The sequence below is a fragment of the Rhodococcus sp. ACPA1 genome (assembly GCF_002300195.1).
Classification (GTDB): Bacteria; Actinomycetota; Actinomycetes; order Mycobacteriales; family Mycobacteriaceae; genus Rhodococcus_F; species Rhodococcus_F opacus.
In genome coordinates this window covers 592,807-606,372 of the sequence record NZ_NSDX01000003.1, presented here as the reverse complement: position 1 = coordinate 606,372, position 13,566 = coordinate 592,807, and the positions used below count along the sequence as shown (strand labels likewise).

General features: G+C 68.8%; 10 protein-coding genes. 3 read left to right on the top strand and 7 right to left on the bottom strand.

The features are described from left to right. Positions 1–35 precede the first annotated feature (35 nt). From CJ177_RS13300 to CJ177_RS13290, 3 genes are read right to left on the bottom strand one after another with little or no spacing between them, the layout of a single operon-like run. Positions 36–890 (bottom strand): 3-hydroxyacyl-CoA dehydrogenase family protein, encoded by an 855-nt coding sequence (locus tag CJ177_RS13300; protein WP_005250769.1) that lies wholly within the window; start codon positions 888–890, stop codon positions 36–38. Further along, positions 887–1,615 (bottom strand): enoyl-CoA hydratase/isomerase family protein, encoded by a 729-nt coding sequence (locus CJ177_RS13295; RefSeq protein ID WP_025433341.1) that lies wholly within the window; start codon positions 1,613–1,615, stop codon positions 887–889. The genes CJ177_RS13300 and CJ177_RS13295 overlap by 4 nt, the downstream gene beginning before the upstream one ends. After that, positions 1,612–2,832 (bottom strand): thiolase family protein, encoded by a 1,221-nt coding sequence (locus CJ177_RS13290; RefSeq protein WP_095868222.1) that lies wholly within the window; start codon positions 2,830–2,832, stop codon positions 1,612–1,614. The genes CJ177_RS13295 and CJ177_RS13290 overlap by 4 nt, the downstream gene beginning before the upstream one ends. A gap of 159 nt (positions 2,833–2,991) precedes the next feature. Here CJ177_RS13290 and paaZ point away from each other — a divergent pair, with 159 nt between their 5' ends. Genes paaZ through paaI form a run of 3 tightly spaced genes read left to right on the top strand, consistent with a single transcriptional unit; the run spans position 2,992 to position 5,766 of the window. Continuing rightward, positions 2,992–5,031, top strand: coding sequence for a phenylacetic acid degradation bifunctional protein PaaZ (gene paaZ, locus CJ177_RS13285; RefSeq protein ID WP_095867901.1), 2,040 nt, complete (start codon positions 2,992–2,994; stop codon positions 5,029–5,031). Beyond that, positions 5,028–5,345, top strand: coding sequence for an EthD family reductase (locus CJ177_RS13280; protein WP_005250763.1), 318 nt, complete (start codon positions 5,028–5,030; stop codon positions 5,343–5,345). Before paaZ ends, CJ177_RS13280 begins: the two co-directional genes overlap by 4 nt. A gap of 7 nt (positions 5,346–5,352) precedes the next feature. Beyond that, positions 5,353–5,766 carry a hydroxyphenylacetyl-CoA thioesterase PaaI gene (paaI, locus tag CJ177_RS13275; RefSeq protein ID WP_005250762.1) on the top strand — a complete coding sequence of 138 codons (414 nt, stop codon included), beginning with the start codon at positions 5,353–5,355 and terminating at the stop codon, positions 5,764–5,766. A gap of 21 nt (positions 5,767–5,787) precedes the next feature. Here paaI and CJ177_RS13270 read toward each other — a convergent pair whose 3' ends face one another. The 4 genes from CJ177_RS13270 to CJ177_RS13250 form a co-directional block, all read right to left on the bottom strand. Further along, entirely contained in the window at positions 5,788–6,678 is an 891-nt protein-coding gene (locus CJ177_RS13270) for a virginiamycin B lyase (protein ID WP_095867900.1), read from the bottom strand. Positions 6,679–6,727: 49 nt separating this feature from the next. Continuing rightward, the gene (locus CJ177_RS13265; protein ID WP_061699847.1) at positions 6,728–11,209 is read right to left on the bottom strand and encodes an AAA domain-containing protein; all 4,482 of its coding nucleotides are present in this window, start codon (positions 11,207–11,209) and stop codon (positions 6,728–6,730) included. Between the two features lie 305 nt (positions 11,210–11,514). Then, entirely contained in the window at positions 11,515–12,267 is a 753-nt protein-coding gene (locus tag CJ177_RS13255) for a GntR family transcriptional regulator (protein WP_005250759.1), read from the bottom strand. Positions 12,268–12,298: 31 nt separating this feature from the next. Further along, positions 12,299–13,450 (bottom strand): acyl-CoA dehydrogenase family protein, encoded by a 1,152-nt coding sequence (locus CJ177_RS13250; protein ID WP_005565798.1) that lies wholly within the window; start codon positions 13,448–13,450, stop codon positions 12,299–12,301. Positions 13,451–13,566 lie beyond the last annotated feature (116 nt).

Here is a 13,566-nt window from a genome sequence, read left to right as displayed (position 1 = left end):
TGTGCCTCCTGCTGGTTGTGGTGTGCGTGGCCCGGTCAGGACCAGGTGAAGAACCCTTGGCCGCTCTTACGGCCGAGTTCGCCTTTCGCGACCTTCTCCCGCAGCAGCGCGGGCGGCGCGAACCGGTCGCCGAGCGTCTTCGCGAGGTGTTCGGCGATGGCCAACCGGACGTCGAGGCCGACGAGGTCGGTGGACCGCAGCGGACCCATCGGGTGCCGGTAGCCGAGTTCCATGGCCCGGTCGATGGACTCGGCGTCGGCGACGCCTTCCTCCAGCATCCGGATGGCTTCGAGCCCGAGGCACACGCCGAGCCGGCTGGTCGCGAAACCCGGGGAGTCGTTGACCAGCACCTCGGTCTTGCCGAGCTGAGACACCCACTCGCGCACCCGGTCGACGACAGCCGCGTCGGTGGCGGGGGCGCGGACGATCTCGACGAGCGTCGACGCCGGAACCGGGTTGAAGAAGTGCATGCCGATCAGCCGGGCCGGGTCGGTGAGGACATTGCCGAGTTCGGCGATGGAGATCGAACTGGTGTTGCTGGCGATCACCGTGGACGGGTCGACCGTCTTTTCGACGACAGACAGCACGCCGAGCTTGAGGTCCACCAACTCCGGCACCGCCTCGACCACCAGATCCAGGGCCGGCGGAAGCGCGTCGGGGGCGGCAACCGTGGACACCCGTCCGAGGATCGTCGCGGGATCGACGTCGCCGAGCTTGCCGCGTTCGTGCGCGCGGTCCAGTCCGTCGGACACCCGCTGCAGGGCCGCCTGCCGGTCGCCGCTCTCGGCGATGGTGACGGTGGAGCCGAGGGTGGCGAAGACCTGCGCGATACCCGCGCCCATCCGGCCGCCGCCGACCACGCCGACGTTCTTCGGTGCTGTGCTCGTCATCTCTTCTTCTCCAGAAACGCAGTCATGCGGTCGTGTTTGTCGCGGCTCTCGAACAGCACCGCCTGGGCGATGTCGTCGGCGAACGGGTGCGAGCCCGGCGCGTCGACGATCATCTTCGTGAGCTTGAGCGCCAGCGGCGCCGACCGGGTGATGCGGTCGATGATCTTGTGCGCTGCATCGATGTGCTCGCCGGGTGCGACGACACTCATCACGAGTCCGCTGCGCAGCGCGTCCTGCGCGTCGAGGTTCCGGCCGCCGAGCAGGACCTGCTTGGCGACGGACTTGCCGACCAGTTCGGGCAGCCGGTAACTGGCCCCGGCCGCGGCCATGATCCCCAGTCCCGGCTCCGGGTTCCCGAAGACCGCGGTCTCGGTGGCGATGCGGATGTCGCACGCGTAGGACAGTTCGGCGCCGCCGCCGAGCGCGTACCCGCTCACCGCCGCGACGGTGGGCAGCGGCAGCTTCGCGATACGGTCGAACAGATTGCGGTTGATGCCGGCGAACGCCTCGTCGCGGCCGCGTTCGCGCAGTTCGGCGATGTCGGCGCCGCCGGCGAAGTGGTCGCCCTCGCCAGTCAGCAGCATCGGCTTCGGGGTCGCCTCCAGCGACGCGCACACCTGGTGCAGTTCGCCGATCATCTCCGCGTTGATCGCGTTGCGCTGCGCGGGACGGTGCAGCGTGACCACCATGCGGTCGTCGCGGTCCTCGATCTTCAGTGTGTTCACGGCGCCTCGATCAGCATCGCGACGCCCTGGCCGACGCCCACGCACAGCGTGGCGAGCCCGCGGCGGGCGCCTTCGCGTTCCATCCGGCCGAGCAGCGTCAGCAGGATCCGCGCACCCGAGCAGCCCAGTGGGTGGCCGAGTGCGATGGCGCCGCCGTCCGCGTTGACGATCGACTCGTCGAGCTTCAGCTGCCGGATCACCCCGAGCGACTGCGCCGCGAAGGCCTCGTTGAGTTCGGCGGCGCCGAGGTCGGAGATCGACCAGTTGGCGCGGGCGAGCGCCTTCCGGGTGGCCGGGACCGGGCCCAGCCCCATGACGTTGGGGGCGATACCCGCGCTGGCGCTGGTGACGATGCGGCCGCGAACGGTCAGGCCGTACTTCTCCACCGCCGCCTCGCTCGCGACGACCAGTGCCGCGGCGCCGTCCGAGAGGGAGGACGACGAACCGGCGGTCACGATGCCGTCCTTGCGGAACACCGGTTTCAGCGAGCCCAGCTTCTCCAGCGTTGTTCCCCGCCTGGGGGTTTCGTCGGCGATCAGTTCACCGTCGCGCACCGGCACGGCCACGATCTCGCGCTCGAACCGGCCGGCGTCGACCGCCGCGATCGCCCGCTCCTGGCTGCGCAGCGCGAAGGCGTCGCTCTCGGCGCGGGTGATGCCCTCGAGCGCGGCGACCTCCTCGGCCGTCTCGCCCATCGACAACGTCACCTTGCGGACGTCCGGTCCGGCCCCGGCCGGAACGTCCCGGTCGGTGGCGGTGAATCGCGGGTTCGTGAAGCGCCAGCCGAGCGAGGTGTCGGCCACCTCTCCGGGGCGTGCCCACGGGGTGCCGGGCTTGGCCATCACCCAGGGTGCGCGGGTCATCGATTCGACGCCGCCGGCGATGACGATGTCGGCCTCGCCGCTGCGGATGGTGTGCGCGGCGGACGCGACGGCGGTCAGACCGCTCGCGCACAGGCGGTTCACCGTGTAACCGGGAACGCTGTCGGGCAGGCCCGCGAGCAGCACGGCCATGCGGGCGACGTCGCGGTTGTCCTCGCCGGCCTGGTTGGCGGCACCGAGGATCACCTCGTCGACGGCGTCGCCCGGGATTCCGGCCCGGCGGGCGGCCTCGGCCACCACGAGACCGGCAAGGTCGTCGGGGCGCACTCCTGCGAGCGCTCCGCCGTATCGACCCTGCGGGGTACGGGCTCCGTCCACCAGAAACACTTCGGCCACAGTCTTCTCCTTCACGGGGGTGCCGTCTATTAATAACCGAATCTTCGGTCGGTACGCAAGAGGAGGTAGCGCACGAAAAGTTGCGATCCTCCCTTGACAACCAGCGGCAGAAGCGACGATTGTGTTAACCGACCGAACGTACGGTGAAATGGAGTTGTCGTGAGCAAGTTACTGGAAAGCTACGCCGCCGGACGCTGGCACACCGCGCCGGACGAGGGAACGCCGCTGCTGAGCGCGGTCGACGGCTCCGAGGTGGCGCGCATCTCCGCGACCGGACTCGACCTGGGCGAGATGGTGACCTACGCCCGCGAGGTGGGCGGACCGGCACTCGCGAAGCTGACCTTCCACGAGCGCGCCGCCGCCCTCAAGGCGCTCGCACTCACCCTCATGGCCGGCAAGGACGAGTTCTACGCCCTCTCCACCTCGACCGGCGCCACCAAGCGCGACTCCGGCGTCGACATCGACGGCGGGTTCGGCACCCTCCTCAGCTATGCCAGCAAGGCCAGGCGGGAACTGCCCAACGACACCGTCTACCTCGACGGCGCGTTCGAGCAGCTGGGCAAGAAGGGCACGTTCCTCGGCCAGCACGTCTACACCTCGCGCCGCGGCGTGGCCGTCCAGATCAACGCGTTCAACTTCCCGGTGTGGGGCTTCCTCGAGAAGCTCGCCCCCGCGTTCATCGCCGGCGTCCCGTCGATCGTGAAGCCCGCGAGCCAATCGGCCTATCTCACCGAGCTCGTGTTCCGTCGCATCATCGAGTCCGGGCTGCTGCCCGAGGGTTCGGTCCAGCTGCTGTCCGGGAGCGCCCGCGGGCTGCTCGACCACCTCGGCGGGCAGGACTCCGTGGCGTTCACCGGATCCGCCGACACCGCGGCCACCCTGCGGGCGCACCCGAACGTCGTCGGTGAGGGCGTCCACTTCAACGCCGAGGCCGATTCGCTCAACGCGTCGATCCTCGGCTCCGACGTCGAGCCCGGCAGCGAGGAATTCGACCTCTACGTCAAGCAGCTCGTCACCGAGATGACGGTGAAGGCCGGCCAGAAGTGCACCGCCATCCGGCGCGCCTTCGTGCCGACCGCACTGATGGACGACGTCATCGCCGCGGCCGAGGCCCGGCTCTCGCGCGTCGTGGTCGGCGCCCCCGACGCCGAAGGCGTCACGATGGGTGCGCTCGCCAGCCTCGAACAGCGCGACGAGGTCCTGAAATCGCTGCGCGGCCTGACCAAGACGGCGCAGATCGTGGTCGGCGACCCGGAGAACTTCGAGGTCGTCGGCGCCGACAAGGCGACGGGCGCATTCCTGCCGCCGATCCTGCTGCGTTCCGACGACAAGGACGCCACCGAACCCCACGACATCGAGGCCTTCGGACCCGTCAGCACCGTCATCGGATACGACAGCACCGACGAGGTCATCGAACTCGCCGCCCGCGGCAAGGGCAGCCTCGTCGCCTCCCTCGTCACCCGCGATTCCGCACTCGCCCGCGACATCGTGCTGGGCCTCGCCCCGTTCCACGGCCGCGTCCTCGTCCTCAACCGCGACGACGCGAAGGAATCCACCGGCCACGGCTCACCCCTGCCCGTCCTCGTGCACGGCGGCCCCGGACGCGCAGGCGGCGGTGAAGAACTCGGCGGCATCCGCGGCATCCTGCACCACATGCAGCGCACCGCGGTCCAGGCCACCCCCGACATCCTCACCGCGGTCGGAAACAAGTGGGTCACCGGTTCGCAGCGCAACGACGACGGCATCCACCCGTTCCGGAAGAACCTCGCACAGTTGCGGATCGGCGACACCATCGTCGGCGGCCCCCGCCAGGTCACCCTCGCCGACATCGACCACTTCGCCGAGTTCACCGGCGACACGTTCTACGCCCACACCGACCCCGAGGCCGCGGCCGCCAACCCGCTGTTCGGCGGCATCGTCGCCCACGGATACCTCGTCGTCTCCCTCGCCGCCGGCCTGTTCGTCGAACCGAATCCCGGTCCCGTCCTCGCCAACTTCGGCGTCGACAACCTCCGGTTCCTCACCCCCGTCAAGGCCGACGACAGCCTCACCGTCACGCTCACCGCGAAGCTCATCACCCCGCGCAGCAGCGCCGACTACGGTGAAGTCCGTTGGGATGCAGTCGTCGTCAACCAGGACGGCGATCCCGTCGCAACATACGACGTTCTCACCCTCGTCGCCAAAGGAGAAAACGCATGAGCTTCAAGGTCGCCGTCTGCTACGGCCAGCCCGATGATCCCGAGGCGTTCGACGCCTACTACCGCGACACCCACATGCCGCTGGCCCGCAAGGTCCCCGGCCTGACCGACTTCACCTGGGGCAAGTGCAGTGCCCTCGACGGCGGCACGCCGCCGTACTACGCGGTGGCGAGCCTCGTCTTCCCCGACGCCGCCACCATGAAGTCCGGGTTGCAGTCCGAGGAGATGAAGCAGGCGGGCAAGGACGTCCGCAACTTCGCCACCGGCGGCGTCACCATGTACGTCCAAGAAGAAGAATCCGTCTACAACCAGTAGGAGAACCATGACTGTCGACGCATCCGCGGAATGCCGTATCGCGCGGAAGATGTTCGAGGCCGACAACGCGTCCCAGGCGCTCGGCATCGAGATCCTCGAACTCAGCCCCGGCCACGCGGTCGCGTCGATGGTCGTGGGTGAGACCATGGTCAACGGCCACGGCATCACCCACGGCGGCTTCGTGTTCACCCTCGCCGACACCGCATTCGCGATGGCGTGCAACGGATACGACTCACCCGCCGTCGCCGCCCGCGCCGACATCCGATTCCTGACCGCCACCCGCCTCGGCGACACCCTCGTCGCCGAGGCCGTGGAACGGGCCCGCTTCGGGCGCAACGGCATCTACGACGTCACCGTCCGGCGCGGCGACGACGTCATCGCCGAGTTCCGCGGCGACAGTCGTGCGCAGCCGCGCCCGTGAGTACTTGTTAACCGCGGGACGTTAACAAGTACTCACGGGCCGAAGGCACGCGACAAGTCCGATCTCCAACGCCGCCCAGACCGCACCGTCCGGTCCCACGGCGATCCCGTGCGGTTCCGAAGACGGTGTCGGCAGGTCGTATTCGGTGATATCGCCGCCCGGCCCGATGTGTCCGATGCGGTTTGCGCCCCATTCGGTGAACCAGCAACCGCCGTCGGGGTCGGCGACAATGGCGTGAGGTCGAGCGGAGCGGTCCGGGAGTGCGAACTCGTCGATCCGGCCCTGGACGGAGATCCGGCCGATCTGCCCGGCGCCGATCTCGACGAACCACAGCGCGTCGTCGGTCCCGCGAGTGATTCCCACCGGCCCGGCGGCGGGCGTGGGCAGCGAATGCACCGCGACGTTGCCGTCGACGTCGATACGGCCGATCGCGTTCGCCTGGTTGAGCGTGAACCACAGTGCGTCGTCCGGACCCAGCGTGATCGCCGAAGGGAACCCGCCGTCCGTGGGCAGAGGAAACTCGGCGATCTGCCCGTCAGTGGTGATCCGCCCGATCCGATCGGCATTCGTCTCGGTGAACCACAGTGCGTCGTCCGGGCCGGCGACGATCCCGAACGGACCGCTGTCCGAGGTCGGGGTCGGGAAGGAGTCGATCGCACCGTCCGACGTCATCCGCCCGATCCGGTGGTCGTGGAATCGTGTGAACCACAAGGCGGCGTCCGGGCCCGGCGTGATGATGGTGGGCCCACACTCCGCAGTGTCGAGAGGATACGTCGCGACTTCGCCGTCGACGGTGAGGCGCGCGATCCGACCGGCGTGGACGAGCGTCACCCACAGGGCGTGGTCGGGCCCGGTCGTGATCGCATACGGCCCCGACGTCTCGTCGGAGACGGCGAACTCCTGGATTCTCATGCGCTCCGCACCTGTGAGTACTTGTTAACCGCGGGACGTTAATAAGTACTCACGGGCGCGAAGCGCCTATCGGGGCCGCGTGCTTTCCGCGCTCGGACGCGGCGGCGTCGCGCGCTGCCCGCTCGGTGGCGGCCGCTTCGATGGCGATCGCGTGATCCACCGCGTGCGGCGCGATGCCAAGGTTGTCCAGCGTGTCCCACAAACTCGACAGGGCAGCCTTCGGGTCGAGGTAGTACTCCGACTCGCGGACGCGCCAGAACGTCCAGCCGCACCGTTTGAGTTCCTGTTCGCGTTCGAGGTCCGCGATCCGCTGTTCCGGGGTGGTCGAGAACGCGTCGCCGTCGCATTCGACGGCGAGTCTCATGGTGCCGCCGGTGACGACGAGGTCGATGCGCCGATTGTTCACCTCGACTTGGGAATTGACGTGGTAGCCGCGGTCGGCGATGTCGTTGAACACCCGCTGCTCGAGCAGATTGTCGAACGGCGGGATCCGGACGTCGCGGTCGACGTCCTGCGGCATGGGGTCGGCCGGTGCCGGCGACGTCGACATCATGTAGCTGAGCAGGGAGTTGCGCAGGTCGGCCCGCTTCAGTTCGTCGACGGTCACGGAGTGGAACAGCCACAGCTGGTCCTGTGCGCGTGACGCCGCGACGTTGAACCGTCGCTTGTACTGGTTCGCCGTCAGTGGTGCGAAGTTCTGCTCGGGTCCCACCACCATCGACAGGAAGACGACGCTCCGTTCGTCGCCCTGGAAGTCGGGCGGCGTCCCGACCCGCAGTCGCCGCTGCTCCCACTGTTCGATGCCGATGCGCTTGACGAGCTCGGTTCGGATGGCGTCGACCTGGGACTGTCCCTGCAGCACCACGATTCCGAACGTCTTGCCGTCGTAGCGGGGGTCGACGAGGCATTCGATGAGCTGGTCGACGAGGGCGGCGGCCTCGACGTGGTTGGTCAGCGTCGCGTCCTTGCCCGCCACGGTGGCGTCGGATACGTACGTATGTTTCAGTGGCGGAAGCCGGTCCGCGCCGAATTGCCGCACCGGGACGAGCGGCAGTTCGCCGTAGAATTGGGTGCTCGACCAGTTGATGATCTCGGGCATCGAGCGGAAGTGCTCGCGGAGCCGGACCACCTGCCCGAAGCTGGTGCGCAGGATCGAGAACAGGCTCGACCGCGGCGTGAGTGTGGCCTGGACGTACTCCGGAAGGTCCGGCAGGTAGGCGTCGAGCCGGGTGAACACGTCGTCGAGGGTGCCGGTGGTGGGGATGTCGGCGGGTGCGCACTGTTTGTCGTCTCCGACGACGATCACCCGCGGCGCCAGCCACAGCAGGAACAGGTTGGTGATGTCGGCTTGGCTCGCCTCGTCGACGATGACGACGTCGAAGCTGCCCGGTACGGGCGGGATCGACGCGAGCACCTGCTGCAGCGGCATCACCCACGCGGGCACCGCGCCCTGCGCCTCGCCCATCGCGGATCGTGCTGCGCTGCGGTACTTCTCGGCATACTTACCGGCACCTGCGCCGATGCTCGAAATGTGTTCGCGGTACGTCTGCAACGCCCGCACCTGATCCGCCGTCAGATGTTCGAGGCAGTCGCGCCAGGCGGTGGCCGCCGCGAGCCGCGCCGTCAGATGCGCGAGATCCGCGTCGACGGCGTTGAGTTCGGCTTCCAGTTCCTGCTCACGACCGGCACGATGCTGCTCGGTGACCCATTGGCGGGCACGGCGCCACGCCCACGCCTCCGACATCTGCCAGCTCATCTCGTCCCACTCGGTGAGCGCCGCCGTCCTGCGCACCAATTCGTACAGTGCCGGGGCGACGGGTGAGAGTTTGTCGGACAGTTCGTCGAACAGCCGCTGATCCTGCTGTTCGACGCGGGCGATCGCGTAGCGGCTGAGGGCATCCGAGAGGGCCGTGTTGTCGGCCTGATCGAGCGCGGCCACCAGGGCGGTGCCTTCCGGTGACGGTCCCGCGTCGACCTCGGTGGAGACGGTCGAGACGATGGCGTCGAGTTCCGCACGGGCACTGTCCACGTCGGCACGCGTGGTGATCGCCTCTGCGGCCCCGGCCACCGCGACGGCGTCCGCGAGAGTACGGATCCGCGGCGCGTTCGGGGACAGCGCGAACAGTTCGCGGGCCAGCGCGTCGCGGGCGACGAGGAGGGCGCGCACCCGGGCCACCCGGCCGACGATCATGTTGAGGCTGTCGACCTGGACGGCACGGGAACCGTTCATGTCCACCGGAATCCGGAGATCCGCCAGCAGGGTGGCGGCGGTCTGCGCGGCGTCGTGGGCGCGCAGGTGCTCGGTCACGAGCCGCACCGTGGCGGCGGTCGTGGCGGGTGCGCCGTCGACGGTGGCATCGAGGCCAAGTTCTTCGACGGCCTTCTGCTCTTCGCTGCGACGGAAACGTGCCTTCCACTCGACGGCACCGGATTCCATCGCGACGGCGAGTGCACCGACCGCCTGCAGTGCGGGTCGGGTCATGACGGCGCACTGGACGTCGTGCGCACCGATGTAGCGGTCGGCGGCCGCGGCCGCCTCGACGATCGCGGGCAGAGCGTCCAGCCGACCCCACAGGTGCGTCGCCCGGCCGGAGAGGACCGTGTCGGCGAGGCTCTGGAACTGACCGTCGAGATCGAGCACGTCGTGAGCGCGCGCCTGCAGTTCCTTGCAGTGCCGGCGAACGGTGTACGCGGTCTCGGGGTCCACGCCCCCGAGGACCTCGAGCAGATGCGCCGACTGCGGGGTGTCGATGGGGACGCTGGTCGACGCCCGCGAGCAGAGCCGTTCGAGTTCGGCCCGGTTGGGCAGCAGCGAGTCGAGCGCGGGAAGCGTCTGACGGGACCGCTGCGCCCGTTCGGGGGACGCCGTCACCGACAGCCGGCGCAGCGTCTCGACCTCGGTGCCGGTGAGGGGCGGCTGCTCGCTCAGCAGCGGACCGGGAAGCCACTCGAAGGCGTCCTGCAGGCCCATGACCTTGCGGACGATGGTGGCGGCGGTGCCCTCGTAGCCGTCCGCGACAGCGTCGTGGAGGTAGGTCTCGGACTCGCGCAGCGCCTTCACCTGCTCGAGCACGACGGCCCGCTTCTGCACGGCCTCGTCCCGCTGGGCGCGGAGATCGGCGATCTTCTGGCCCTCGCTGTGCGGGTTGAACGACGACTTCCGTTCGGCGATCGTCGCGACGCTGCGGGTGAGCTCGTCGGAGCCGCCGCGGGAGAGGTCGGTGATGGAGACGCACAGTTCCTGCATCTCGGGTGGGAGCTTGTCCCTCAGCACCCGGAGCGCCTGCGCCTTCTCGCTCGTGACGAGTACCCGCTGGCCGCGCGCGAGCAGCGCTGACACCAGGTTGGCGATCGTGTGGGTCTTGCCCGTGCCGGGCGGGCCCTCGACCACCACTCCGCTGTCGCCGCCGAGCCGCTCGATGATCTGCGACTGCTCGGCGTTGGCCGGGAGCGGGAAGAGCGGGTCTTCGGCGAGCGTCGACGAGGTGGCGGCGCCGGTGCGCTCGAGCCACGACAGCCGGTCTGCCGGTTCGATCGCCTCGACCAGCTGCGCGAGCCCGAGGGGAACGGTCGCGCCGTCGCGTTCGAGGTGGGAGATCATCTGCTCGTAATATTCGACCAGGGCGAACGCACTGCGCTTCCGCAGGACCAGGGCCGGTGACAGGGTGAGGGTGCCGTCGGCGTCGGCGTCGGGTGGCCGGACGCCGTCCCGCACCGTGACAGGCGTCATCAGCGACTTCGGTGCCCACTCCGCGAGCAGTGCGCGAACGCCGTCGCTCAGCGGCGACGCGGCCGTGTCCTGCAGTTGCTTCTGCAGCGGCATCGCGTGCGCGCTGTCGTAAATGTCCAGTCCGGTGAACAGCTGGGAGTCCTCGAGCCGGGGCTGGGAGCCCGCGATCAGCCGCACCAGCAGGTCGCCGGTCCGGGGGTCGCGGTGGATGCTCGCGGACTGGGTGACCAGGTGGGTCTGGACGCCGTCGACCGGACCGGCGCCCGCCAGGGTCAGCAGGCCGGACGCGAGAACGAGTTCGATCGACTCGGGGCGGGCGTTCAGCTCCTGCAGCATCCGCTGCAACGACTGGTACAGATCGGCGTGCGGGCGACGCTCCCGGTCGGCCTTCGCCCACGCCTGCCAGCGCGGCACGTAGGCGTCGAACGCCTGCCGGACGTCGTACGCGCGACGCACGTCGTATTCCTCGTCGGAGTCCTCTGCGTAGGCGTCGGACGCGTTCAGTTCCAGATCGGAACGCGAGCTGTCGGAGCGGGCCGACGCGTCCACCCAGCCGGCCAGGACCGCGGGTAGTTCCGGCGGATCCTCGACGCCGATGAGGGGCACACGCAGGACGATGTCACCCTGCGCGGCGTCGGAATCGAGTTGGATCGTCCGGCCGTCCTGATGCAGCCATTCGACCTGTTCGTGCTGGTCGACGCGGAGAACCGGCTTCGTGCGAGCCCTGACGATCTCGCGCAGGAACTGCAGCAGGCGCTGGACGCGGCCTGCGAGCTCGGCGTCGTTTTCGGGACTCGACAATGTAAACCTCTGCGAATTCTCGGTGATGACGTGCGCTTGCCCCCGCCGTGCACACTATCGGGTCGAGGGGGTGAAGTTCGAGGCGTCATCCCCTGGCAGAGGGACTGGACGGTCGCTCGAGCTGCCGATCGGACCTCGATGCGTACCGGTCGGTCTCCACTGTTCACCCGGGCCGGCGGTGAAGTCCCCGGCCTGTCGCGGAGTTCGGGACGGAACGGCAGCAGCGCCGGGATGTGGTCGTGGAAACGTGGGTCGAGCGCGCGGACGGCGGCGGCAGACGCCGATCCCGAGGAGGACGCGGACGGTCAGCGTCCGCCACGTCGCAGGGTCACGCGGTAGGTGTAGTGCTCGGGCAGGAAGTAGCTGACCGCCAACTCGACGGTCCGCCCTTCCGAATCGGAATAGAGGCGGTCCACCCGCAGCATCGAATGGCCTTCGGGGCAGCCGAGTTCGCGGGCCACGTCCGCGGGGGCGGGCGCGACCGTGATCGATTGGGCCGCCTCGATGATGGGGCTGCGCAGGTGCGGCTCCAGCAGACCGATGATCGTGTACGCACTGACGGCGCCCTCGGACATCTCGGGTGCGTCGACGACGAGCCGGGCGATCTCGTCGGGAAGGTACACGGTGGTCAGTACGAACGGGGTGTCGTCGTGGCGGCGCCGGAACACGACCGTGTGGACGAGGTCGGTGTCGAGGCGGAGCCTGCTCGCGGCCTCGATGTCGACCCGGCGGCGCAGCGGCGAGACCACCTCCATGGTGGTGTCGGTGGACAGATTCATCAGATCCTCGATCGACCCCAGCTGACGCAGGTATCGGCCGTCGGACTCGGCTGCGAACGTCCCGCGGCCCGGGACCCGGTAGACGATGCCCTCGGCTACCAGGTCCTGGAATGCGCGTCGCACGGTCTGCCGGCTCACGCCGTGCTGTTCCGCGAGCTCGAATTCGGTGGGGAGCTTGAGGCCGCCGCGGTACTTGCCCGCGGCTATGTGTTCACGGAGCTGCTTCGACACCAGCTGGTACGCCGGCTCCGTCTCTCGTTCTCGTTCCCTACCGTTCATCGCGCACCGATCCTACGTGCAGGTTGCCGGACTACAGACCGCCCCGCGACACGAGTTGCGAGACGATGACGTTGCGCTGGATCTCGTTGGTGCCCTCGCCGACGATCATCAGCGGGGCGTCGCGGAAGTACCGCTCGACGTCGTACTCGGTGGAATAGCCGTAACCGCCGTGGATGCGCACCGCGTTGAGGGCGATGTCCATCGCCACCTCGGACGCGTACAGCTTGGCCATCCCGGCCTCCATGTCGCACCGGTCGCCGCTGTCGTACTGCTCGGCCGCGTGCCAGGTCAGCTGCCGTGCCGCCGTCAGCTTGGTTGCCATGTCGGCCAGGTAGTTGCCGATCGACTGGTGCTTCCAGATCGGTTTGCCGAAGCTCTCCCGCTGCTGCGCGTAGGCGAGGGAGTCCTCGAGCGCCGCCGTGGCCACGCCCAGCGCCCGGCAGGCCACCTGGATGCGGCCGGTCTCCAGGCCCTTCATCATCTGCGCGAACCCCTTGCCCGGGGTGCCGCCGAGGATCGCCGTGGCGGGGGTGCGGTAACCGTCGAACGACAGCTCACACGTCTCGACGCCCTTGTAGCCGAGCTTGGGCAGATCTCGGGACACCGTCAGACCGGGGCCGTGTTCGACCAGGACGATCGAAATGCCCTTGTGCTTGGGGGTCGCGCTCGGATCGGTCTTGCACAGCAGCGCGATCAGGCCGGATCGGCGGGCGTTGGAGATCCACGTCTTCGAACCGGTGATCACCAGATCGTCGCCGTCGGTCTTGGCGTTGGTGGACATGGCCTGCAGGTCGGAACCGCCACCGGGCTCGGTCAGCGCCATGGTGGCCCGGATCTCGCCGGTCGCCATCTTCGGCAGGTACTGCTGCTTCTGCTCCTCGGTGCCGTACAGCGACAGCAGCTTCGCGACGACGGTGTGCCCGCCCATCGCCCCCGCCAGGCTCATCCACCCGCGGGCCAGTTCCTGGGTGACCTGCGCGTAACAGGGCATCGACACCGGTGATCCGCCGTACTCCTCCGGGACCGCCAGACCGTAGATCCCGATCTGCTTCATCTGCTCGATCCACTTCTCGGGGTACTCGTTGGCGTGTTCCACCGCCTGCACCGTCGGCTTCACGTCGCGGTCGATGAAGGCGCGCACCGTCTCGACCAGGTACGCCTCTTCCTCGTTCAGCTTGCCCATCACTCCACCTCGCACTCGCACAACATTTGTACGGCCATAATCCGATAATGTCTGCCTAAAGTCAACGATCGGTCTTGACATGACGACTACGCCGCTGCCAGCATCAGCAGCGCAGC

Bases quoted from the DNA above. Each gene is read 5' to 3' on its own strand.
- CJ177_RS13300 (WP_005250769.1), bottom strand. From the start codon at position 890: ATGACGAGCACAGCACCGAAGAACGTCGGCGTGGTCGGCGGCGGCCGG.
- CJ177_RS13280 (WP_005250763.1), top strand. From the start codon at position 5,028: ATGAGCTTCAAGGTCGCCGTCTGCTACGGCCAGCCCGATGATCCCGAG.
- paaI (WP_005250762.1), top strand. From the start codon at position 5,353: ATGACTGTCGACGCATCCGCGGAATGCCGTATCGCGCGGAAGATGTTC.
- CJ177_RS13270 (WP_095867900.1), bottom strand. From the start codon at position 6,678: ATGAGAATCCAGGAGTTCGCCGTCTCCGACGAGACGTCGGGGCCGTAT.
- CJ177_RS13255 (WP_005250759.1), bottom strand. From the start codon at position 12,267: ATGAACGGTAGGGAACGAGAACGAGAGACGGAGCCGGCGTACCAGCTG.
- CJ177_RS13250 (WP_005565798.1), bottom strand. From the start codon at position 13,450: ATGGGCAAGCTGAACGAGGAAGAGGCGTACCTGGTCGAGACGGTGCGC.